At 54.6% G+C, this 21,815-nt stretch carries 20 protein-coding genes; 14 read left to right on the top strand and 6 right to left on the bottom strand.

What is annotated here, in order from left to right; all coding sequences use genetic code 11:
* Positions 1-154: 154 nt before the first annotated feature.
* The 3 genes from IP582_RS23545 to IP582_RS23535 are packed head-to-tail and all read left to right on the top strand — an operon-like array spanning position 155 to position 2,968.
* Complete coding sequence (locus IP582_RS23545; RefSeq protein WP_193794567.1) at positions 155-1,138, top strand: TRAP transporter substrate-binding protein; 984 nt, start codon at positions 155-157, stop codon at positions 1,136-1,138.
* 23 nt (positions 1,139-1,161) lie between these two features.
* Positions 1,162-1,671, top strand: coding sequence for a TRAP transporter small permease (locus IP582_RS23540; RefSeq protein WP_193794566.1), 510 nt, complete (start codon positions 1,162-1,164; stop codon positions 1,669-1,671).
* A gap of 10 nt (positions 1,672-1,681) precedes the next feature.
* On the top strand, positions 1,682-2,968 hold the full coding sequence (locus IP582_RS23535; RefSeq protein ID WP_193794565.1) for a TRAP transporter large permease: 1,287 nt from the start codon (positions 1,682-1,684) through the stop codon (positions 2,966-2,968).
* An 83-nt stretch (positions 2,969-3,051) separates the two neighbouring features.
* Here the strand turns inward: IP582_RS23535 and zntA are convergent, their stop codons facing one another.
* From zntA to rsmD, 4 genes are all read right to left on the bottom strand, one after another.
* On the bottom strand, positions 3,052-5,253 hold the full coding sequence (zntA, locus tag IP582_RS23530; RefSeq protein WP_193794564.1) for a Zn(II)/Cd(II)/Pb(II) translocating P-type ATPase ZntA: 2,202 nt from the start codon (positions 5,251-5,253) through the stop codon (positions 3,052-3,054).
* 75 nt (positions 5,254-5,328) lie between these two features.
* The gene (locus IP582_RS23525; protein WP_041851329.1) at positions 5,329-5,955 is read right to left on the bottom strand and encodes a lysoplasmalogenase; all 627 of its coding nucleotides are present in this window, start codon (positions 5,953-5,955) and stop codon (positions 5,329-5,331) included.
* Positions 5,956-6,080: 125 nt separating this feature from the next.
* Positions 6,081-6,350: a DUF1145 family protein gene (locus tag IP582_RS23520; protein ID WP_228008005.1), complete on the bottom strand. Its 270-nt coding sequence runs from the start codon at positions 6,348-6,350 to the stop codon at positions 6,081-6,083.
* Positions 6,340-6,942: a 16S rRNA (guanine(966)-N(2))-methyltransferase gene (gene rsmD / locus IP582_RS23515; protein WP_041851444.1), complete on the bottom strand. Its 603-nt coding sequence runs from the start codon at positions 6,940-6,942 to the stop codon at positions 6,340-6,342. The genes IP582_RS23520 and rsmD overlap by 11 nt, the downstream gene beginning before the upstream one ends.
* Before the next feature lie 190 nt (positions 6,943-7,132).
* On the opposite strand from rsmD, the gene ftsY reads away from it, so the two are divergent.
* From ftsY to rpoH, 4 genes are all read left to right on the top strand, one after another.
* Positions 7,133-8,503, top strand: a complete 1,371-nt coding sequence (gene ftsY, locus IP582_RS23510) for a signal recognition particle-docking protein FtsY (RefSeq protein WP_079496992.1) — start codon at positions 7,133-7,135, stop codon at positions 8,501-8,503.
* Positions 8,504-8,505: 2 nt separating this feature from the next.
* Entirely contained in the window at positions 8,506-9,174 is a 669-nt protein-coding gene (gene ftsE, locus IP582_RS23505) for a cell division ATP-binding protein FtsE (protein ID WP_041851332.1), read from the top strand.
* Entirely contained in the window at positions 9,167-10,225 is a 1,059-nt protein-coding gene (gene ftsX / locus IP582_RS23500) for a permease-like cell division protein FtsX (protein ID WP_041851333.1), read from the top strand. Before ftsE ends, ftsX begins: the two co-directional genes overlap by 8 nt.
* A gap of 267 nt (positions 10,226-10,492) precedes the next feature.
* A complete protein-coding gene (rpoH, locus tag IP582_RS23495; protein WP_193794562.1) occupies positions 10,493-11,350 on the top strand; it encodes an RNA polymerase sigma factor RpoH in 858 nt (285 codons plus the stop codon).
* Positions 11,351-11,412: 62 nt separating this feature from the next.
* On the opposite strand, the gene IP582_RS23490 is transcribed toward rpoH, so the two are convergent.
* Entirely contained in the window at positions 11,413-12,933 is a 1,521-nt protein-coding gene (locus tag IP582_RS23490) for a PLP-dependent aminotransferase family protein (protein ID WP_193794561.1), read from the bottom strand.
* Between the two features lie 107 nt (positions 12,934-13,040).
* Between IP582_RS23490 and IP582_RS23485 the strand changes: the two genes are divergently transcribed.
* Positions 13,041-14,306 carry a 4-aminobutyrate--2-oxoglutarate transaminase gene (locus tag IP582_RS23485; RefSeq protein ID WP_193794560.1) on the top strand — a complete coding sequence of 422 codons (1,266 nt, stop codon included), beginning with the start codon at positions 13,041-13,043 and terminating at the stop codon, positions 14,304-14,306.
* Positions 14,307-14,558: 252 nt separating this feature from the next.
* Positions 14,559-15,662 (top strand): branched-chain amino acid ABC transporter substrate-binding protein, encoded by a 1,104-nt coding sequence (locus IP582_RS23480; protein WP_162303313.1) that lies wholly within the window; start codon positions 14,559-14,561, stop codon positions 15,660-15,662.
* Positions 15,663-15,857: 195 nt separating this feature from the next.
* Here IP582_RS23480 and panM read toward each other — a convergent pair whose 3' ends face one another.
* The gene (panM, locus tag IP582_RS23475; protein ID WP_041851336.1) at positions 15,858-16,250 is read right to left on the bottom strand and encodes an aspartate 1-decarboxylase autocleavage activator PanM; all 393 of its coding nucleotides are present in this window, start codon (positions 16,248-16,250) and stop codon (positions 15,858-15,860) included.
* Positions 16,251-16,677: 427 nt separating this feature from the next.
* On the opposite strand from panM, the gene livK reads away from it, so the two are divergent.
* The 5 genes from livK (at position 16,678) to livF (ending at position 21,640) form a co-directional block, all read left to right on the top strand.
* Positions 16,678-17,787, top strand: a complete 1,110-nt coding sequence (gene livK, locus IP582_RS23470; RefSeq protein WP_041851337.1) for a high-affinity branched-chain amino acid ABC transporter substrate-binding protein LivK — start codon at positions 16,678-16,680, stop codon at positions 17,785-17,787.
* 173 nt (positions 17,788-17,960) lie between these two features.
* Positions 17,961-18,887: a high-affinity branched-chain amino acid ABC transporter permease LivH gene (gene livH, locus IP582_RS23465; RefSeq protein WP_041851338.1), complete on the top strand. Its 927-nt coding sequence runs from the start codon at positions 17,961-17,963 to the stop codon at positions 18,885-18,887.
* Entirely contained in the window at positions 18,884-20,161 is a 1,278-nt protein-coding gene (locus IP582_RS23460; protein ID WP_193794559.1) for a high-affinity branched-chain amino acid ABC transporter permease LivM, read from the top strand. Before livH ends, IP582_RS23460 begins: the two co-directional genes overlap by 4 nt.
* Complete coding sequence (gene livG, locus IP582_RS23455; RefSeq protein WP_041851340.1) at positions 20,158-20,925, top strand: high-affinity branched-chain amino acid ABC transporter ATP-binding protein LivG; 768 nt, start codon at positions 20,158-20,160, stop codon at positions 20,923-20,925. Before IP582_RS23460 ends, livG begins: the two co-directional genes overlap by 4 nt.
* Position 20,926: 1 nt before the next feature.
* A complete protein-coding gene (gene livF / locus IP582_RS23450; RefSeq protein WP_041851341.1) occupies positions 20,927-21,640 on the top strand; it encodes a high-affinity branched-chain amino acid ABC transporter ATP-binding protein LivF in 714 nt (237 codons plus the stop codon).
* The last annotated feature ends 175 nt before the right edge of the window (positions 21,641-21,815 follow it).

Here is a 21,815-nt window from a genome sequence, read left to right as displayed (position 1 = left end):
TGCGATCCTTGCCACCAATTTAAACCGTCGTTTCATTTTTTAGCGCTTTTTGTGAGGCGCTTCACTCTCCCCTTTTCAGCGGTAGTCTAGTTTTTAAGCGTAAAAATAAAACATTGTTTTAACATTTACCTTTCACTGCCCTGGAGAAGACCCGATGAAAACGACTTTCAAGCCGTTGCTGGCCGCGTTGTGCCTGTCCACCGTGTCACTGTTATCTGTATCCGCCGTAAATGCGCAGACGATTAAAGCTGCCGATGTGCATCCGGAAGGCTATCCCAATATTGTTGCTGTGCAGAACATGGGTGAAAAACTCAAACAACAAACGGACGGCAAGCTGGAGATTAAAGTCTTTCCCGGCGGCGTTCTTGGCGATGAAAAACAGATGATAGAACAGGCGCAAATGGGCGCTATCGACATGATTCGTGTCTCGATGGCCCCTGTCGCCGCTATTCTCCCGGATATTGAAGTCTTCACCCTGCCGTATGTCTTCCGTGATGAAGACCATATGCACAAGGTCATTGATGGCGATATCGGTAAACAGATTGGCGATAAGCTGACGGCCAATCCGAAATCCCGACTGGTATTTCTGGGCTGGATGGACTCCGGCACGCGCAATCTCATCACTAAAAAACCGGTGGTTAAGCCCGAAGATCTGAACGGCATGAAAATTCGCGTGCAGGGCAGCCCCGTCGCTCTGGCAACGTTAAAACAGATGGGCGCTAACTCGGTGGCGATGGGGGTGAGCGAGGTCTATAGCGGCATGCAAACGGGGGTGATTGATGGCGCGGAAAATAACCCGCCGACGTTTATCGCCCATAACTATATGCCGGTTGCCAAAAACTATACCCTCAGCGGTCACTTTATCACCCCTGAAATGCTGCTCTACTCCAAAGTGAAATGGGACAAACTCAGCGCTGATGATCAGAAAAAAATCCTCATCCTGGCGCGTGAAGCACAGTTCGAACAGCGCAAACTCTGGGAAGCCTATACCCAGCAGGCGCTGGATAAAATGAAAGCGGGCGGCGTGCAATTTCATGACATTGATAAATCGGTGTTTATCAAAGCGACAGAGCCGGTGCGCGCCCAGTATGGCGATAAGCATCAGGATCTGATGAAAGCTATCGCTGACGTCAAATAACCCCACTTTTCTGCGGAGAACGTATGTCAGAACTCTACTTAAAGTGGATGGATCGCCTGTACCTGCTTGCTATGACGGTGGCCGGTATATCACTGCTGGTGATGACGATTGTTATTCCGATTGGCATTTTCTCGCGTTACGTATTGAATCGCGGAGAGTCATGGCCGGAACCTATTGCCATCATCTGTATGGTCACTTTTACGTTCATTGGCGCGGCGGTGGGGTACCGCGCCGGTTCCCACATTGCGGTCAACATGCTCACGGATCGTCTGCCTGACACGCTAAAGATGGCATGCGCGCGGCTTGTCGATCTGTTGATGCTGCTCATCTCTCTCATCATGTGCTGGTACAGCTACTGGCTGTGCGTTGAGCTGTGGGAACAACCTGTGGCGGAGTTTCCCCTGCTGACCTCAGGCGAAAGTTATCTGCCGTTGCCGATAGGTTCGGCCATTCTGATCCTGTTTGTGCTCGAACGATTGCTGTTCGGCTCGCAGGAAAATCGCCCGGTCGTACTGATTGGCAACCATGGGTAAGGGGTGAACAATGGACGCATTTGTATTGTTATTCACCCTCGCCATTCTGCTGGCGCTGGGTATGCCAGTGGCGTTTGCCGTCGGGTTGAGTGCCGTTGCCGGCGCGCTGTGGATAGATCTTCCGCTGGAAGCGCTGATGATCCAGATAACCAGCGGGGTGAACAAATTCACGCTGCTGGCGATTCCGTTTTTTATTCTGGCGGGCGCGATCATGGCGGAGGGCGGCATCGCGCGGCGGCTGGTCAATTTTGCCTATCTGTTTGTCGGGTTCATTCGCGGCGGGTTGTCTCTGGTGAATATTGTCGCATCGACCTTTTTTGGCGCGATTTCCGGCTCGTCGGTCGCCGATACGGCATCCATCGGTAGTGTGATGATCCCGGAAATGGAAAAGAAGGGCTACCCGCGTGAATATGCGGCGGCGGTAACGGCCAGCGGATCGGTGCAGGCTATCCTGATCCCGCCCAGTCATAACTCGGTCATTTACTCGCTGGCGGCGGGTGGCACGGTATCCATTGCGACGTTGTTTATTGCGGGCGTTCTGCCGGGTTTACTGTTGGGATTGTGCCTGATGATTCTGTGTCTGGGTTTTGCCCATAAGCGTGGATATCCGAAAGGGGAGCGCATTCCCTTTAAGCAGGCGATCAAAATATTCGTTGATGCGCTATGGGGGCTGATGACAGTCGTGATTATCCTCGGCGGCATTCTTTCCGGGATTTTTACCGCCACAGAATCTGCCGCTGTCGCCTGCCTGTGGGCCTTCTTCGTCACCATGTTCATCTACCGTGATTACAAATGGAATGAGCTGCCGAAGCTGATGTGCCGTACCGTGAAGACGGTCACCATTGTGATGATTCTTATCGGCTTTGCGGCCGCCTTTGGCGCCGTGATGACCTATATGCAGCTTCCGATGCGCATCACCGAATTTTTCACGTCGTTATCGGACAATAAATACGTCATTCTGATGTATCTCAATATCATGCTGCTACTGATTGGCACCTTGATGGATATGGCGCCGATCATCTTGATCCTGACGCCAGTGCTGTTGCCGGTAACGAATGCGTTGGGGATCGATCCGGTACATTTTGGCATGATCATGATGGTCAACCTCGGGATCGGATTGATTACTCCACCGGTGGGATCGGTGTTGTTCGTCGCCAGTGCGGTGAGTAAGCAGAAGATTGAAACGGTGGTGAAGGCGATGCTGCCGTTTTACGCGATGCTGCTGATTGTGCTGGGGATGGTGACCTATATTCCGGCGATATCTCTCTGGTTGCCCGGAGTGCTGGGAATGCAGTAAAAACTTCCCGGGTGCGGCTGATGCCTTACCCGGGCTACGGTAAAAGAGTAGCCCGGGTTAGCGAAGCGACATCCGGGATTTTTTTATTTGCGTAATAAACGCAGTGCGTTGGCGGTTACCAATACCGTCGCGCCGGTATCTGCCAGTACCGCCAGCCACAGGCCCGTTATCCCCAGCAATGTTGTTACCAGAAAAATCGCTTTCAGCCCCAGAGCGATAGCAATGTTCTGCCGGATATTGGCCTGTGTGGCGCGGGCAAGATGAATCATCTGCGCCAGTCCGGTGAGGCGGTTATGGGTTAACGCCGCATCGGCGGTTTCCAGCGCCACATCCGTCCCGCTGCCCATCGCAATGCCTATCGTCGCGGCTTTCATCGACGGGGCATCGTTAATGCCGTCGCCAATCATCGCCAGCGGAGCATCCTTAGTGAGCAAGGTGACTGCGCTCACTTTATCTTCGGGTAATAGCCCGGCGCGGAAGTCCATCTGCAACTCTCCGGCAATGGCGGCAGCGGCACGCGGGTTGTCCCCCGTTAACATCACCCCCTCCACGCCCAGATTACGCAGTGCGGCGATGGCTTCCCGCGCATCCTCTCGCAGGGTATCGCGCAGCGACAGGGAGCCAATAGCGACGCCATCACGCAGGGCGACGATCACCGTTTCTCCCTGGCTTTCGCGGGCATTGATATCCGCCAATAGCGCGCCATCCAGCGTCTCTGGCGGCAGCTTATCCGGCGCGCTCAGGCGGATGTGCTGGCCCTCCACCTGCGCTTCGATACCTTTGCCTGTCAGGGTGCGCTGTTCGGTAGCCTGCGGCAGCACCCGTTTGCGCGTCAGGGCTTCCTGCACAATAGCCTGCGCCAGTGGATGGGTCGACCCCTGCTCCACGGCAGCGCTCAATGTCAGCAGTGTCTCTTCCTTAACTCCGGCAAGTGGATACACGCCGACAACCTGCGGTTTACCGACGGTCAATGTGCCGGTTTTATCAAACGCCACATGCTGGATACGACCGAGTTGTTCCAGCGCTGCGCCGCCTTTAATCAGCGCCCCACGACGTGCTGCCGCTGCCAGGCCTGAGGTAATGGCGGCAGGCGTTGAGATAACCAGCGCGCACGGGCAACCGATCAGCAGCAACGTCAGCCCTTTGTAGATCCACGCCAGCCAGTTTGCCGCGAACAGCAACGGCGGCAGCACGGCGACCAGCAGGGCGACGACCATAATCACCGGGGTATAAATCCGGCTAAAGCGATCGATAAAGCGCTCAATAGGCGCGCGGCGCTCCTCGGCTTCTTCTATCAGCTTGAGGATACGGTCAATGGCACTTTCACCGGGGCGGGAAACCACTTCCAGCGTCACCAGTCTGTCAACGCTGGTCGCCCCCGCAGGAATACTCTCGCCGTTGCTGTGCTCGACGGGCAGGGATTCACCGGTTAATGCGCTTTCATCAAAGCTGGCGAACGGCGTTAAAAGCTTGCCATCAGCCGGTAAACGCCCGCCAGCCGGGACCTCGATAACATCGCCGGGGCGCAATTCCTGGGCACTAACGGTCTGCCGCTCCCCTTTGTGGATGCGTATGGCGGTATCGGGTTTTAGCGCCATCAGCGCGCTCACCCCTTTTCGTGCGCGACTGGCCGCCCAACCTTCAAGCCGTTCGCCCACCAGGAACAGCAGCAGCACCATGGCGGCTTCTGCCGTCGCACCGATAAACAGCGCACCGATAGCGGCAACGCTCATCAGGGTTTCGATAGCAAACCAGCTACCGCTGCGCATCAGGCGCAATGCCTGGCGCGCAATGGGAAAGAGCCCCACCAGGGTGGTTACGATAAAGGCCGTCTGGCCCAGCGGATGGTTAAACTGCTCCAGCAGCCAACTGATACCCATCAGCACAATCAGGATCAGAAGCGGCATATTTTCCTGCCAGCGCGACGGCGCAACCGCTTTGGGGGCGTTTTCATCCTGCACGGCGTACCCGGCCTGTTGCACGGCTTTTTCTACCTGCTTGCGGATATCGTTATCGGCAATCACCGTGAGTTTTTCGGTAGCAAAGGCGACCTGCACCTGATTAACCCCGGCTATCTGGCGAACGGCATTTTCCACCTTACGGGCGCAGGCTGCGCAGTCCATCCCTGTCACCAGCCAGCTATAACGTTCGCCGTTGGCGCTTTCGAGGGGCGCCTCAGGCGTTTCACAGGGGATGTCACACGTGCAGGGCGCGGTTTTCTCCGCCAATGGACGAAGTTTCATAGCCGCAAATTGCGGGGGTTTTTTATTATCGAGGGGTGTCATGGCATCCTCCGGTGAATGATAATTTTCTCATTAACCGGAGGATACACTCTGGAGTCGACTCCAGAGTCAAGCGTTTTAAATGTACAGCGAACGCACGATCAGGAAGTGCCCGGCAAAGTAGCAGGCTGCGGAAATCGCGTTATCGGCACGGAAGCGGCGACGGTAATGGCTACCCAGCCAGACAACGTTGCTGATTAGCAGCAGCGCCGCGCCAACAAAGGCAGAGAGTGCCGGGCTGGTGGGACGGAAGAACCACAGCTCACCGGCCAGCCAGACCATCACCAGCGTCATGGCGATAAATGTGCAAACAGGCAAACGCAGCTCTTCCAGGCGCGACCAAATCACCGCAATCAGCAGGGCGCCAACGATCAGCAGCACCACCGGCAACGGCCAGAAGAAGGAGAGCGACATCTGCGTGGCAAAATAGATGGTGTAAAGCAGGTGGGCGAGGAAGAAGGCGCCAATGGCGTAGAGCAGTTGCTGGCGCGGCAGTAGGGTTAGCGCATCGCCTATCAGCGAGGCGCACAGCCCGGCAAGCACAAGGTAGCTAATGGCATCAAACATCGGGGCTTGCCAGGCCAGTAATAACAGCAGCAGCAGCGTGACAGGTTTAAATACCCAACGCTGCCAGACAGGCCCACGGTAGGAAGCGTCAACATACAGCCAGGCGGAAAAACAGACAGCAATAAATGACCAAAGCATAATAAGTCCCTGAATCCGTTATTGTATCGCGAGCACCATGCCCACGGCTCTACTAATGAGTTTAGTGGTCGTAGCAGGTGAATGACAATGTTACGGAAGACAGGGGAATCTTAAAAATGTGCCATTTATTTTTTTGCTTTCAGTTTTTTCAGCCAGATAAGCAGCTCAAAAACGCCAAAGACAAAGATGCGAAACTCTTCGAACCGTGTCATTTGCGGACCCTCTTTCGGCAGCGTTTTTTTCATCATCGTCGCCTGAATGGCGTGCATAAACACGGTGAAAAACAGCGCCACGTTGACGAAAATATTGAGTGGTTTAGGAAACGGGGAAAACAGGTTCAGCAGTAAAAATGCCCAGACAAAGAGCATTAACAGCCGTCCCAGATTAATCAGTATGCTCATTTTCCTCTCCTTGTGATTCACGCTGATATAAGCGGTAGGCGACCTGACCCGCGACTTTCTCCCGGTGCAAACTCCAGCTTGCTGGCACCAGCGGCAGGCCATTTTCTACTTCGCTTTCGACATAGATTAGCGCGCCATTGGCCAGCCAGCCGTTGTTTTCCAGCAGGGTTAAGGTCTCTTCGAGCATCCCTTTGCGAAACGGCGGATCGACAAACACGATATCATGCGGCGTGCCGCTTTGTGCCAGCCAGGCCAGGGTATTCCCGGTGATCACTTTGCCGTTGGCGGCTTTTAATGTCGCCAGGTTTTGCTGCAATTGCTGGGCGACCCCGCGTTCCATTTCGAGCAGCGTGGCACTGGCGGCGTAGCGTGACAAGGCCTCTAAGCCCAGCGCGCCGCTGCCGGCAAAGCAGTCGAGACAACGCGCGTCGACCATGGACGGCGCCAGCCAGTTAAATAGGGTTTCGCGCACACGGTCAGTTGTCGGGCGCAATCCGGGGCTGTCCGGCACCGGGAGTTTGCGTCCCCGCCATTGCCCGCCAATAATACGTATCTGGCCGGTGGCGGCCCGATTGGGTTTCTTCATGGTCATCGCTTAGCTCATCATTTCGGCCTGCTATTCTAGCGGCGCCCGGCGCGGCGCGAAACCTTAATCCGCAGGCGGTGATGCGAGTTAAGGAAAGTGATAGACTATCTCTCTAATTAACCCTATTTTTCAGCCCTGTTGCGCCAGTACGGGCTGCGCCATGAATAAACCGCGAGGAGTGTAGTCGCAAATGGCAGATGAGAAGAAACGTGGCTTTTTTTCCTGGCTGGGCTTTGGGCAAAAAGATCAGGTAAAAGAAAAAGAAGCGGAGCAGGCAGCCGAAACGCAGCCGCCGCATACCCAGGAAGAGAGCGAAACCTTTGCAGAAGAGGTCGTTGAGGTTACTGAAAAACTGGTTGAAAGCGAAAAGCCACAGCCAGTAGAAGAGGAACCGCAACCTGAGGTCGTGGCGCGCGAAGAACTGCCGCTACCGGAAGAGGTGAGCGAACCGGAAAGTGCCGCGCAAGAGTGGCAGCCGGAGCAGGAGCCTGTCGACGAAGACGCGCCGATCAGCGATGAAGAGCTGGAAGCCCAGGCTCTGGCTGCAGACGCGGCTGAGGAAGCGCTGGTGGTGGTGCCGGTTGACGAACCTGCAGAAGAGGTTGTGGAAGAGACCGTTGTTGAACAAGAGAAGCCGACCAAAGAGGGTTTCTTCGCGCGACTCAAACGCAGCCTGCTGAAAACCAAAGAGAATCTCGGTTCCGGATTTATCAGTCTGTTCCGTGGCAAAAAAATCGACGATGATCTCTTTGAAGAGCTGGAAGAGCAGTTACTGATTGCCGACGTCGGGGTGGAAACCACCCGTAAAATCATTACGAGTCTGACGGAAGGCGCGTCGCGCAAACAACTGCGTGATGCCGAGGCACTGTATGGTTTGCTCAAAGAAGAGATGGGTGACATCCTTGCCAAAGTTGATGAACCGCTGAATGTTGAAGGCAAAACACCGTTTGTTATTCTGATGGTTGGCGTCAATGGGGTGGGTAAAACGACCACCATTGGTAAACTGGCGCGTCAGTTTGAACAACAGGGTAAATCGGTGATGCTGGCGGCTGGCGACACCTTCCGTGCTGCGGCGGTTGAGCAGTTGCAGGTGTGGGGGCAGCGTAACAATATTCCGGTTATCGCCCAGCATACGGGGGCCGACTCCGCCTCGGTGATTTTCGATGCCATCCAGGCCGCCAAGGCGCGTCATGTGGATGTACTCATCGCCGATACCGCCGGGCGCTTGCAGAATAAAGCGCACCTGATGGAAGAGTTGAAAAAGATCGTCCGCGTGATGAAAAAGCTGGACGAAGACGCCCCGCATGAGGTGATGCTGACCATCGATGCCAGCACCGGGCAGAATGCGATAAGCCAGGCCAAACTGTTCCATGAAGCCGTTGGCCTGACGGGTATCACCCTTACCAAGCTGGACGGTACGGCGAAGGGCGGTGTGATTTTCTCGGTAGCGGATCAGTTTGGCATTCCTATCCGCTACATTGGGGTCGGCGAACGTATTGAGGATCTACGTCCGTTTAACGCGGGCGATTTTATAGAGGCACTTTTTGCCCGAGAGGATTAACAATGATTCGCTTTGAACACGTCAGCAAAGCCTATCTCGGTGGTAGACAAGCGTTGCAGGGGGTGACATTCCATCTGCAACCGGGCGAGATGGCCTTTCTGACCGGCCACTCCGGCGCAGGGAAGAGTACCCTGCTCAAGCTTATCTGTGGCATTGAGCGGCCAAGCGCCGGGAAAATCGTCTTTGGCGGGCACGACATTACACGCCTGAAAAACCGGGAAGTGCCGTTTCTGCGTCGGCAGATCGGGATGATTTTCCAGGATCACCATTTGCTGATGGACAGGACGGTTTATGACAACGTGGCTATCCCGTTGATCATTGCCGGGGCCAGCGGTGACGACATTCGTCGCCGTGTTTCCGCAGCACTGGACAAGGTGGGTCTGCTCGACAAAGCGAAGAGTTTTCCGATTCAGCTTTCCGGTGGTGAACAACAGCGTGTGGGTATTGCCCGCGCGGTGGTGAACAAACCTGCGGTACTGCTGGCGGACGAACCGACCGGTAACCTGGACGACGCCCTTTCCGAAGGGATTTTACGTCTGTTTGAGGAGTTCAATCGTGTTGGGGTCACTGTGTTAATGGCGACGCACGATCTGGGGCTGATTTCCCGGCGTTCGTACCGCATGCTGACTTTAAGCGATGGCCATTTGCATGGAGGCCTGGCGGGTGAATAAGCGTGATGCATTGAATCAAATGCGGCAATTTGGCAGCAAACTGGATCGTTTTCGTAAATCGGCGAGCGGTACCGGTGATGCAGGCCGTAACGCGCCGCGCCGTGGTAAAGGTGCGCCGAAAGTCAGTTCGCGTAAAACCAACGTCTTCAACGAACAGGTGCGTTATGCCTTCCAGGGCGCGTTACAGGACCTGAAAAGCAAACCTTTTGCCACGTTCCTGACGGTAATGGTGATTGCCATTTCCCTGACGCTGCCGAGTGTCTGCTATATGGTGTACAAAAACGTTAACCAGGCCGCCTCGCAGTATTATCCGTCACCGCAAATTACAGTCTATTTCGATAAGGCGCTGGATGACGACGCTGCGGCTCAGGTGGTAGGGCAGCTCCAGGCGGAGCAGGGTGTGGAGAAGGTCAACTACCTGTCCCGTGAGGATGCGCTCGGCGAGTTCCGCAACTGGTCTGGTTTTGGCGGCGCGCTGGATATGCTGGAAGAGAACCCGCTGCCTGCGGTGGCGGTGGTGATCCCCAAACTCGACTTCCAGAGCACGAATGCGCTAAACACGCTGCGTGACCGTATTTCGAAACTGCACGGTATTGATGAAGTGCGGATGGACGACAGCTGGTTTGCCCGTCTTGCGGCGTTAACCGGGCTGGTTGGTCGGGTATCGGCAATGATTGGTGTGCTGATGGTAGCGGCGGTGTTCCTCGTTATCGGCAACAGCGTGCGTCTTAGCATCTTTGCCCGCCGCGATACGATCAACGTGCAAAAACTGATTGGCGCAACGGACGGTTTTATTCTGCGTCCTTTCCTGTACGGTGGAGCGCTGTTGGGCTTTAGTGGCGCCTTCCTGTCACTGATTCTTTCTGAGATTCTGGTGCTACGGCTCTCCTCTGCGGTGAGCGAGGTGGCGCAGGTATTCGGAACGAAGTTCGATCTGAATGGCCTGTCGTTTGATGAATGCCTGCTATTACTGCTGGTGTGCTCAATGATTGGCTGGGTTGCTGCCTGGCTGGCAACTGTGCAACATTTACGTCACTTTACTCCGCAGTAAAAAAAGTCTGATATACTCTTTCCCTGCAATGCAGTATTCCCGTCGCAGGGAAAGCGTATAGCGCATATCTCCTTTCCTTTGCCGCGGTTTTTCATTCTTATGTCACATTTTGTGCCTAATTTATTCACAATCCAGCCTGGAACTTGTGGATAAAATCACTGTCTGATACAAGAGTGGATGCTATTCTCGTTGCTCATTAACGCTGGCATGTGTGTTGCCTGATGGGGACAGACCGCCGCCAGTCGAATGTAATTTGAGAGGATTTGAATGACCAAAGAAATGCAAACTTTAGCTTTAGCCCCTGTTGGTAACCTGGAGTCTTATATCCGGGCCGCTAACGCATGGCCGATGTTGACGGCTGATGAAGAAAGGGCACTGGCTGAAAAGCTGCATTACCAGGGCGATCTGGAAGCAGCTAAGAAGCTGATCCTGTCACACCTGCGCTTTGTTGTTCATATTGCTCGTAACTATTCGGGCTATGGTCTGCCGCAGGCGGATCTGATCCAGGAAGGTAATATCGGCCTGATGAAAGCCGTACGTCGCTTCAACCCGGAAGTGGGTGTGCGCCTCGTCTCTTTCGCCGTGCACTGGATTAAAGCTGAGATTCACGAATACGTGCTGCGTAACTGGCGTATTGTGAAAGTCGCGACCACGAAAGCACAGCGTAAGTTGTTCTTTAACCTGCGTAAAACCAAGCAGCGTCTGGGCTGGTTTAACCAGGACGAAGTGGAAATGGTTGCCCGTGAACTGGGCGTGACCAGCAAAGACGTGCGTGAAATGGAATCACGTATGGCGGCGCAGGACATGACTTTCGATATGTCGCCAGATGATGAATCTTCCGATAGCCAGCCTATGGCACCGGTACTCTATCTGCAGGATAAATCGTCTAACTTTGCGGATGGCATTGAAGACGACAACTGGGAAGAGCAGGCTGCTAATAAGCTGACGGATGCGATGCAGGGTCTCGACGAGCGTAGCCAGGACATTATTCGTGCTCGCTGGTTGGATGAAGAGAACAAAACAACGCTGCAGGAACTGGCAGATCGTTACGGTGTTTCCGCTGAGCGTGTGCGTCAGTTGGAAAAGAACGCGATGAAGAAACTGCGTGCCGCGATCGAAGCGTAGCGCTGTGCGTTAAAGAATGGGCCGGGTCAGCGAGAGCTACCCGGCTTTTTGTTTTCTGGCGTTCAGTTTTTTGCTTTCAGGGCCGGGTTTATATAGTCCGGATAAGGCGACGCCACCTCCGGGATCAGGCAGGCCAGCAAGAGCTGGAACGCCGATTCCATCTCTTCTTCCTCCATGGCGGCAAACCCCATCAACAACCCTTTCAACGGCTTATCGCCAGAGTAGTACCGCGACAGTGCCCGCACCAGAACACCTCGTTCATTCGCGTGCCTGGCAAGGGCAACATCATCACACTCTGCGGGCAGTGAAAGCACCAGGTGCAGCCCGGCATTGTCGTTATATTCGCTCAGCGCCTCTTTACCCAGCGCCTCGACAATCAGGCTTGCCAGTCGGGCGCGTCGGCGGGCATAGAGCAGACGCATCCGTCGGATATGTGCCGTGTAATGCCCCTCGGTAATAAACTGCGCCAGCGCCTCCTGGTCCAGCAACCGGCCGCCGCGATACAGCTCTGCATGCGCCGTCTTTAACGCCTGCATCAGGGGACGCGGCAACACCAGATAACCCAGACGCAGACCGGGGTAGAGCGTTTTGCTGAATGTCCCGGTGTAGATAACCGGCGCGTCATCAACCAGTCCCTGGAGCGCGGGGATCGGCTGACCAGAAAAGCGAAATTCGCTGTCGTAATCATCCTCAACAATCCAGCTTCCCGTCTGCCGCGCGAGCGCCAGCAGGCGCTGGCGTCGCTCCAGGCTCATGACGCAGCCCAGCGGGTACTGATGAGAGGGGGTGACAAATATCAGCCTGGGTGGCGTGTTTCCGCTCTCCGGTGGCTGCATGCCAGAGAGATCGACGTCGATAGCCTGGAGTTCGACACCGTTCATCTTCAAAACGTTACGAATGCCCCAGTAGGCTGGCTCTTCAATCCATGCGCTATCGCCGGGATTACACAACATGCGCGACACCAGATCGATGGCCTGGTGAATACCCTCAGTTATCAGGATTTGCCCGGCGCTACAGCGAACGGAGCGGGTAACGCGCAGATATTCCACCAGCGCCTGCTGCAATGCCTGGCTACCACCTGCATCGCTGTAGGAGAGTTGGCTGGCCTGCGGTTTGCGGCTGATACGTGCCTGGATTTTACGAAACAGGGCATGTGGAAAGGCGCTGACATCGGGCACGCCGGGTAAAAATGCCCCCCACTGGCGTGGGCTGGCGCTGCTTTTTTGCAATAACGCCTGACCGCGTAAGGAAAGATGAGAAGGAAGATCGCCCGCATCGTGTCCGGCAGGCGACAGAGGCGCCGTGAGCAGGCTGTCCGGCACCGTCTGTGCCACAAAGGTGCCGCTTCCGGCACGAGAAACGACATATCCTTCCGCCACAAGCTGTTCGTAAACCGTCAGTACCGTGTTGCGCGAAAGGTGGAGTTCTGCGGCTAAATCCCGGCTCGGGGGCAGGCGGCTTTGCGGGGGCAGGCTCCCTTCGAGGATCGACAGGCGAATCGCGTTATATAATTTCTTATGCAGTTTGCCTTCGGTTTGTTCGTCCAGACGCAACTGCAGCAAATCACACACGAGCGAACGCAAATTGGATCCCTTAATTATTCAAAACTGGTACTCGATTATAGGACCGCTTGTGTCATTGTTGCAAAACAGGGTTGCTGCGAAATGAATCAATGACGGGGGAGTTTAAGGTGAAGAATAACGAATTACATCAACGCCGTTTACAGGCGACACCGCGTGGTATTGGCGTGATGTGCGGCTTCTATGCCGAGAAAGCAGAAAATGCCACTCTGTGGGATGTGGAAGGCAACGAAGTCATCGATTTCGCCGCCGGGATTGCGGTACTCAATACCGGCCATCGCCATCCTAAAATTGTCGCAGCAGTGGAAAAGCAGTTGCAGGCCTTTACCCATACGGCTTATCAGATTGTCCCTTACGAAAGCTACGTCTCGCTGGCGGAACGCATTAACGAACGCGTACCGGTAGAAGGCCCGGCCAAAACAGCCTTTTTCTCGACCGGGGCGGAAGCGCTGGAAAACGCGGTCAAAATCGCTCGCGCCTATACCAAACGTCCTGGTGTGATTACTTTCGGCGGCGGTTTCCACGGACGTACCTATATGACCATGGCGCTGACCGGCAAAGTGGCACCGTACAAAATCGGTTTTGGCCCGTTCCCTGGTTCCATTTTCCATGCGCAATTCCCGAATACGCTGCACGGTGTCAGTACTGAAGACGCGATGAAAAGCCTGGATCGTATTTTTAAAGCGGATATCGCCCCCGATCAGGTTGCGGCCATTTTACTCGAGCCGGTACAGGGCGAAGGCGGCTTTAATATCGCGCCTGACGACTTTATGCAGGCGTTGCGTAAGCTGTGTGATACCCATGGGATTTTGCTGATCACCGATGAAGTGCAGTCCGGCTTTGCGCGTACCGGTAAACTCTTCGCGGTGGAACATTACAGCGTTAAACCTGACTTGATCACCATGGCGAAAAGTCTGGCGGGTGGCCTGCCGCTGTCCGCAGTGGCGGGGCGTGCGGAGGTGATGGACGCACCCGCGCCGGGGGGATTAGGCGGTACTTATGCCGGTAACCCGCTGGCCGTGGCCGCTGCGCATGCCGTGATGGATGTGATTGAAGAGGAGAATCTCTGCGAACGCGCCAACCACCTGGGTAAGCATCTGGTTGAAGTGCTGACCAAAGCGAAAGCGGACTGTCCGTACATTGCGGATATTCGCGCCCAGGGTTCCATGGTGGCCGTGGAATTTAACGATCCGCAAAGTGGTGAACCGTCGGCGGAATTCACAAAACAGGTGCAGGATAAAGCGCTGGCTGCCGGGCTGTTGCTGTTGAGTTGCGGTGTCTACGGTAACGTGATTCGCTTCCTCTATCCGCTGACCATTCCGGAAGTTCAGTTCCGTAAAGCGCTGGATATTATCTACCAGTCACTGACTCACTAATTGACCTGATCAATGAAAGCCGCCGCCTGGCGGCTTTCTTACTCACTGTCATCCGCCTGTTATATAACCTTCAAAATTGTTGTTCCAAATTTCAGAAAATGGGGTATGTTTTAGCAGAGAATGCTGCCAAGACACGGGCGGCATCCGTGCTGGCTACTATCATATTCTTTGCTTATGACTGTCAGCAAAATAATGTGTCGAACAACAACATCACAACAAATGCAATCACCATAAACAATGGGGAATCTCAGGATGAATATGAAGGGTAAAGCGTTACTGGCAGGATGTGTCGCGTTAGCGATGAGCAACATGGCATTCGCGAAAGATATTAAAGTTGCTGTCGTGGGTGCGATGTCTGGCCCGGTTGCGCAATACGGTGATCAGGAGTTTACTGGCGCTGAGCAGGCTGTTGCTGATATCAATGCCAAAGGCGGTATCAAAGGCGACAAGCTGGTTATCACCAAATATGATGATGCGTGCGACCCGAAACAAGCCGTTGCAGTAGCGAACAAAGTGGTTAACGACGGCATCAAATATGTTATTGGTCACCTGTGCTCCTCTTCCACTCAGCCTGCGTCCGATATTTATGAAGACGAAGGTATTCTGATGATTACGCCAGCAGCAACCGCACCTGAGCTGACCGCTCGCGGTTATAAACTGACTCTGCGTACCACCGGTCTGGACTCTGATCAGGGCCCGACGGCTGCAAAATACATTCTGGAACACGTTAAACCGCAGCGCATTGCTGTTATCCACGATAAACAGCAGTACGGCGAAGGTCTGGCGCGTGCTGTGCAGGATGGCCTGAAAAAAGGCGGCGCGAACGTGGTGTTCTTTGACGGTATCACCGCTGGCGAGAAAGACTTCTCCACGCTGGTTGCGCGTCTGAAAAAAGAGAACATCGACTTCGTTTACTACGGTGGCTACCACCCGGAAATGGGCCAGATCCTGCGTCAGTCTCGTGCTGCCGGTCTGCAAACCAAATTCATGGGGCCGGAAGGCGTAGCGAACGTTTCCCTGTCTAACATCGCGGGCGATTCTGCCGAAGGCATGTTAGTAACCAAACCGAAAAACTACGATCAGGTTCCGGCGAACAAACCTATCGTAGACGCGATCAAAGCGAAGAAACAGGATCCGAGCGGCGCGTTCGTGTGGACCACCTACGCTGCGCTGCAGTCTCTGGCGGCGGGCCTGAACCAGTCCTCCGACCCGGCGGCTATCGCAACCTGGCTGAAAGGCAACACTGTTGAGACCGTTATGGGACCATTGTCCTGGGATCAGAAGGGTGATCTGAAAGGCTTTGAGTTTGGCGTATTTACCTGGCATGCGAATGGTACCGCGACTGACGCGAAATAAACTCTGACCGTCGCCTTTCGCACCGCAAGCGCGTTGGCCGCGTCCGTTAACCCCGGTCACCTACCCCTCTCCCTCTCCCCGTGGGAGAGGGGCGGGGTGAGGGCATCAGGCCGCACAGAGATAAATGCAAACGGCAACCTGAGGGTTGCCGTTTTTACATCTTTGCGCTTTCCCGGATGCGCTGCGCTTATCCGGCTACGCGTCTATATGCTTCACCCAGCCATCATTCTGCGCGGTAAAGCCCGTCGCCTGAGCGAATGCGGCCATCACGCTACGATCTTCTACGCCGGCTTCGGTTATCCACCAGGTAGTGACTGACGGATTATCGCGGATCACTTCTTCGAGCAAATATTGGCCAACCCCGCGGCGACGGGTGACATCACGTACGCGCAGGGAATCCAGTGCCGCCTGGGTACCACTCAGGGTTACGCGAACAGCGCCTAATAATCGGTCGTTAAAACGCGCCGCATAAATAAGGTGCGTTTCATCAACTTCCAGCGATGCAGGGGAATATTCCGGCCAGACTTTAGCTAAATCAATAAGATCCTGCTCGGTAAAACTTACCAGACGGATAATGGTCAATTTCATTCACAGCTTGTCCATGTCTCAAAAGATAACTGCAGTGTAAACAATTTCCTTTGACGTGGGCTGTTACTTTTTCATTTTTCGGTTTGCAGGCGATTACTTTTGAGGCTGGCGTTGCGGCAGATTTAAACATTAGGGATTGAAAAACAGGCAGCATTTTTCCCTGAAAGGTAGCGTTTTATTCCGCTCATTGTGCCATTATTTTATGCTGTAAACTGAACTTTTTTGGTTTATCTCCAGCGGAATTCAGAATATTATCTCTGCTTAATCGCCTGAAAAATAGAGTATTTAGTCTGGTTTTTGCCAAAAAACTGCGCTAAACCATTCATGGCACTGGTAAAAATAGCGTTGTCTATAAAAAGTACAGAATGCTTTTTAACCATAAAAAAACAATATATTTACACACGACATCACGAACGAGGATTTTAGAATGAGAAGGAACGCGAAGACATTAATCGCGGGGATGGTTGCACTTGCGATGTCTCACGCGGCCATGGCGAAGGATATAAAAGTTGCGGTTGTGGGGGCGATGTCCGGTCCGATTGCTCAATGGGGCGATATGGAGTTCAACGGTGCGCGCCAGGCTATCAAAGATATCAACGCTAAAGGCGGCGTTAAGGGCGACAAACTGGTCGCTGTGGAATACGATGACGCCTGTGACCCGAAACAAGCCGTTGCGGTGGCGAATAAAGTCGTTAACGACGGCATCAAATACGTTATTGGACATCTCTGCTCATCGTCAACGCAGCCTGCGTCTGACATCTACGAAGACGAAGGCATTTTGATGATCTCCCCCGGCGCGACCAATCCGGAACTCACCCAGCGCGGTTATCAGCATATTATGCGTACCGCAGGCCTGGACTCCTCTCAGGGGCCGACTGCCGCGAAATATATCCTCGGCACGGTGAAGCCGCAGCGTATTGCCATCATTCACGACAAGCAGCAGTACGGTGAAGGTCTGGCGCGTTCCGTTCAGGAAGGGTTGAAAGCTGGCGGTGCGAACATTGTTTTCTTTGACGGTATCACCGCCGGTGAGAAAGATTTCTCCGCGCTGGTTGCTCGCCTTAAGAAAGAAAATATCGATTTTGTCTACTACGGTGGTTATTACCCGGAAATGGGACAAATTCTGCGTCAGGCACGTGCGAATGGTCTGCAGACCCAGTTTATGGGGCCGGAAGGCGTAGGTAACGCATCCCTTTCCAACATCGCGGGCGATGCGGCGGAAGGCATGCTGGTAACGATGCCGAAGCGCTACGATCAGGATCCGGCTAACCAGGCCATCGTCGACGCGTTAAAAGCCGAGAAGAAAGACCCGAGTGGTCCGTATGTCTGGATCACCTATGCCGCAGTGCAGTCTCTGGCGCAGGCAATGGAGCGTTCTGGCAGTAATGAACCGCTCGCGCTGGTGAAAGATTTAAAAGCTAACGGAGCTAAAACCGTGATTGGGCCGCTGAACTGGGATGAGAAAGGCGATTTGAAAGGATTTGATTTCGGAGTCTTCCAGTGGCACGCCGATGGTTCGTCCACGGTAGCCAAATAAGGCAACCACTCATCATACTTCGCGCCGCAGATGCGTTGGCTGCGTTTATCCACCCCGGTCACATACGATTTGTACGCTTCCGGGGATGAACAAACTTGCCGCCTTCCTGCAACTCGAATTATTTAGAGTGGGGGTTCAACATCCCGGCTTGTCGGGTTTAGAAAGGTTACGTTATGTCCGAGCAGTTTCTCTACTTCTTGCAGCAGATGTTTAACGGCGTGACGCTGGGAAGCACCTATGCATTGATCGCCATCGGTTACACCATGGTGTATGGCATTATCGGCATGATCAACTTCGCCCACGGCGAGGTCTATATGATCGGCAGTTATGTCTCCTTTATGATTATTGCCGCTTTAATGATGATGGGAATTGACGCCAGTTGGCTGTTGATTACCGCAGGCTTTGTCGGCGCTATCGTCATTGCCAGTGCTTATGGCTGGAGTATTGAGCGCGTGGCCTACCGCCCGGTGCGCAACTCCAAACGCCTGATTGCACTGATTTCTGCCATCGGGATGTCAATCTTCCTGCAAAACTATGTCAGCCTGACCGAAGGTTCACGTGACGTGGCGTTGCCGAGCCTGTTTAACGGCCAGTGGACGGTCGGTAGCAGTGATAATTTCGCGGCCACCATCACCACCATGCAACTGGTTATCTGGATCGTGACCTTTGTTTCGATGCTGGCCCTGACGGTGTTTATCCGTTATTCCCGCATGGGCCGCGCCTGTCGCGCCTGTTCAGAAGACCTGAAAATGGCGAGCCTGCTTGGCATCAATACTGACCGCGTGATTGCTCTGACCTTTGTGATTGGTGCAGCGATGGCGGCAGTGGCGGGCGTATTGCTCGGTCAGTTCTATGGTGTAATCAACCCCTATATCGGCTTTATGGCGGGGATGAAGGCCTTTACCGCAGCGGTGTTGGGCGGGATCGGTAGCATTCCGGGTGCAATGATCGGCGGCCTGATTCTGGGCATTACCGAAGCACTCTCCTCGGCGTACCTGAGTACGGAATATAAAGACGTTGTGGCCTTTGCCCTGCTGATCGTCGTGCTGCTGGTGATGCCGACCGGTATCCTGGGTCGCCCGGAGGTTGAAAAAGTATGAAACCGATGCATTTTGCGATGGCATTGCTCTCCGCCGCCATGTTTTTCGTGCTGGCGGGCATCTTTATGGGCGTACAGTTAGAGCTGGATGGCACGAAGCTGGTGGTTAACACCGCAGCGAGCATTCGCTGGGAATGGGTGTTCATTGGCACGGCCGTGGTCTTTTTCTTCCAGTTGCTGCGCCCTGTTTACCAGAAGACGCTGAAAAACGTCTCGGGGCCGAAATTCATTCTGCCGGCGATCGACGGTTCGACTGCTAAACAGAAACTCTTCCTGGTGGCCCTGCTGGTGGCTGCCGTGGCATGGCCGTTTGTGGTGTCGCGCGGTACGGTAGATATCGCCACCATGACCATGATTTACATCATCCTCGGCCTTGGGCTGAACGTGGTGGTGGGGCTGTCTGGTCTGCTGGTGCTGGGTTATGGCGGTTTCTACGCTATCGGCGCCTACACCTTCGCGCTGCTTAACCACTATTATGGTCTCGGTTTCTGGACATGTCTGCCGCTGGCGGGCCTGGTGTCGGCGGCGGCGGGCTTCCTGCTGGGCTTCCCGGTACTGCGTCTGCGCGGAGATTACCTGGCGATTGTCACCCTCGGTTTCGGCGAAATCGTCCGTATCCTGCTACTGAACAATACCGAAATTACCGGTGGCCCGAACGGGATCAGCCAGATTCCGAAGCCGACGCTGTTCGGTCTGGAGTTTAGCCGCACCGCGCGCGAGGGCGGTTGGGATACATTCAGCAACGTCTTTGGCGTGCCTTATGACCCAAGCGACCGTGTCGTCTTCCTCTATATGGTTGCGCTGCTGCTGGTCGTACTCACCCTGTTTGTGATTAACCGTCTGCTGCGTATGCCGCTCGGCCGTGCCTGGGAAGCGCTGCGTGAAGATGAAATTGCCTGCCGCTCTCTGGGCCTCAACCCGACTCGCATCAAACTGACTGCCTTCACTATCAGCGCCGCGTTTGCTGGTTTTGCCGGTACGCTGTTTGCCGCGCGCCAGGGTTTTGTCAGCCCGGAATCCTTCACCTTTGCGGAGTCTGCCTTTGTGCTGGCCATTGTGGTGCTGGGCGGTATGGGTTCGCAGTTTGCGGTTATCCTGGCAGCGATTCTGCTGGTGGTTTCCCGCGAGCTGATGCGCGATTTCAATGAATACAGCATGTTGATGCTGGGTGGATTGATGGTACTGATGATGATTTGGCGTCCTCAAGGCTTACTGCCGATGACCCGTCCGCAACTGAAACTGAAAAACGGTCAGGCAAAGGGAGAACAGGCATGAGTCAGCCATTGTTATCCGTAAACGGCCTGATGATGCGCTTTGGCGGCCTGCTGGCCGTCAACAATGTGGCGCTGGATTTACATCCGCAGGAAATCGTCTCGCTGATTGGCCCAAACGGTGCGGGAAAAACCACCGTCTTTAACTGCCTGACCGGTTTCTACAAACCGACGGGCGGCACCATTATGCTGCGTGACCAGCATCTGGAAGGGCTGCCGGGCCAGCAAATTGCCCGCATGGGCGTAGTGCGTACTTTCCAGCATGTGCGTCTGTTCCGTGAAATGACGGTGATTGAAAACCTGCTGGTGGCACAGCATCAGCAACTGAAAACCGGTGTCTTCTCCGGTCTGCTGAAAACGCCATCTTTCCGCCGCGCGCAGAGTGAAGCACTGGATCGTGCTGCCATCTGGCTTGAGCGTATTGGTCTGCTTGAGCATGCCAACCGTCAGGCAAGTAACCTGGCCTATGGCGACCAGCGTCGTCTGGAGATTGCCCGTTGCATGGTGACGCAGCCGGAAATCCTGATGCTGGACGAACCGGCGGCAGGGCTGAACCCGAAAGAGACCAAAGAGCTGGACGAGTTAATCGTTGAGCTGCGTAACAACCACAACACCACCATCCTGCTCATCGAGCATGATATGAAGCTGGTGATGGGGATCTCCGATCGTATTTATGTCGTCAACCAGGGCACGCCACTGGCTAACGGTACGCCGGAAGAAATTCGTAATAACCCGGACGTGATCCGCGCATACCTTGGTGAGGCATAAGATGGAAAAAGTCATGTTGTCCTTTGACAAAGTTAGCGCCCACTACGGCAAAATCCAGGCGCTGCATGATGTCAGCCTGCATATCAATCAGGGTGAGATTGTCACCCTGATCGGTGCCAACGGCGCGGGTAAAACCACGCTGCTGGGAACCCTGTGTGGCGATCCGCGCGCGACCAGCGGTCGTATTGTGTTTGATGGCAAAGACATTACCGACTGGCAGACGGCGAAAATCATGCGCGAAGCGGTGGCGATTGTGCCGGAAGGGCGTCGCGTCTTCTCCCGTATGACCGTGGAAGAGAACCTGGCGATGGGCGGCTTCTTTGCCGATCGCGACCAGTTCCAGGATCGCATCAAGTGGGTCTACGAGCTGTTCCCGCGTCTGCATGAGCGTCGTATTCAGCGTGCGGGCACGATGTCCGGCGGTGAACAGCAGATGTTAGCAATTGGCCGTGCGCTGATGAGCCAGCCGCGCCTGTTGCTGCTGGACGAACCTTCTCTGGGTCTTGCGCCGATCATCATTCAGCAGATTTTCGATACCATCGAACAACTGCGTAAAGAAGGGATGACTATCTTCCTCGTCGAGCAGAACGCTAACCAGGCGTTGAAACTCGCCGATCGCGGCTACGTGCTGGAAAACGGTCACGTCGTGCTGGAAGATACCGGCGATGCGCTGCTGGCGAACGAAGCGGTGCGTAGCGCCTATCTGGGCGGTTAATAAAAGCAAAACGACAGCCATCAGGCTGTCGTTTTTAGTGTTTACTCCCTCTCCCCGTGGGAGAGGACCGGGGTGAGGGCATCAGGCCGCACATCCTAATATATTTTCCCCTCTGCTTTCATGAATCCATCATCTCTCTGACGTCTGGCTGTCACTTTATTGTAATTAAAAGGTT

This window comes from Citrobacter sp. BDA59-3 (assembly GCF_015167655.1).
Taxonomy (GTDB): domain Bacteria; phylum Pseudomonadota; class Gammaproteobacteria; order Enterobacterales; family Enterobacteriaceae; genus Phytobacter; species Phytobacter diazotrophicus.
Note: the sequence above shows the minus strand (reverse complement) of the source record. Positions and strands in the feature narration are given on the sequence as shown.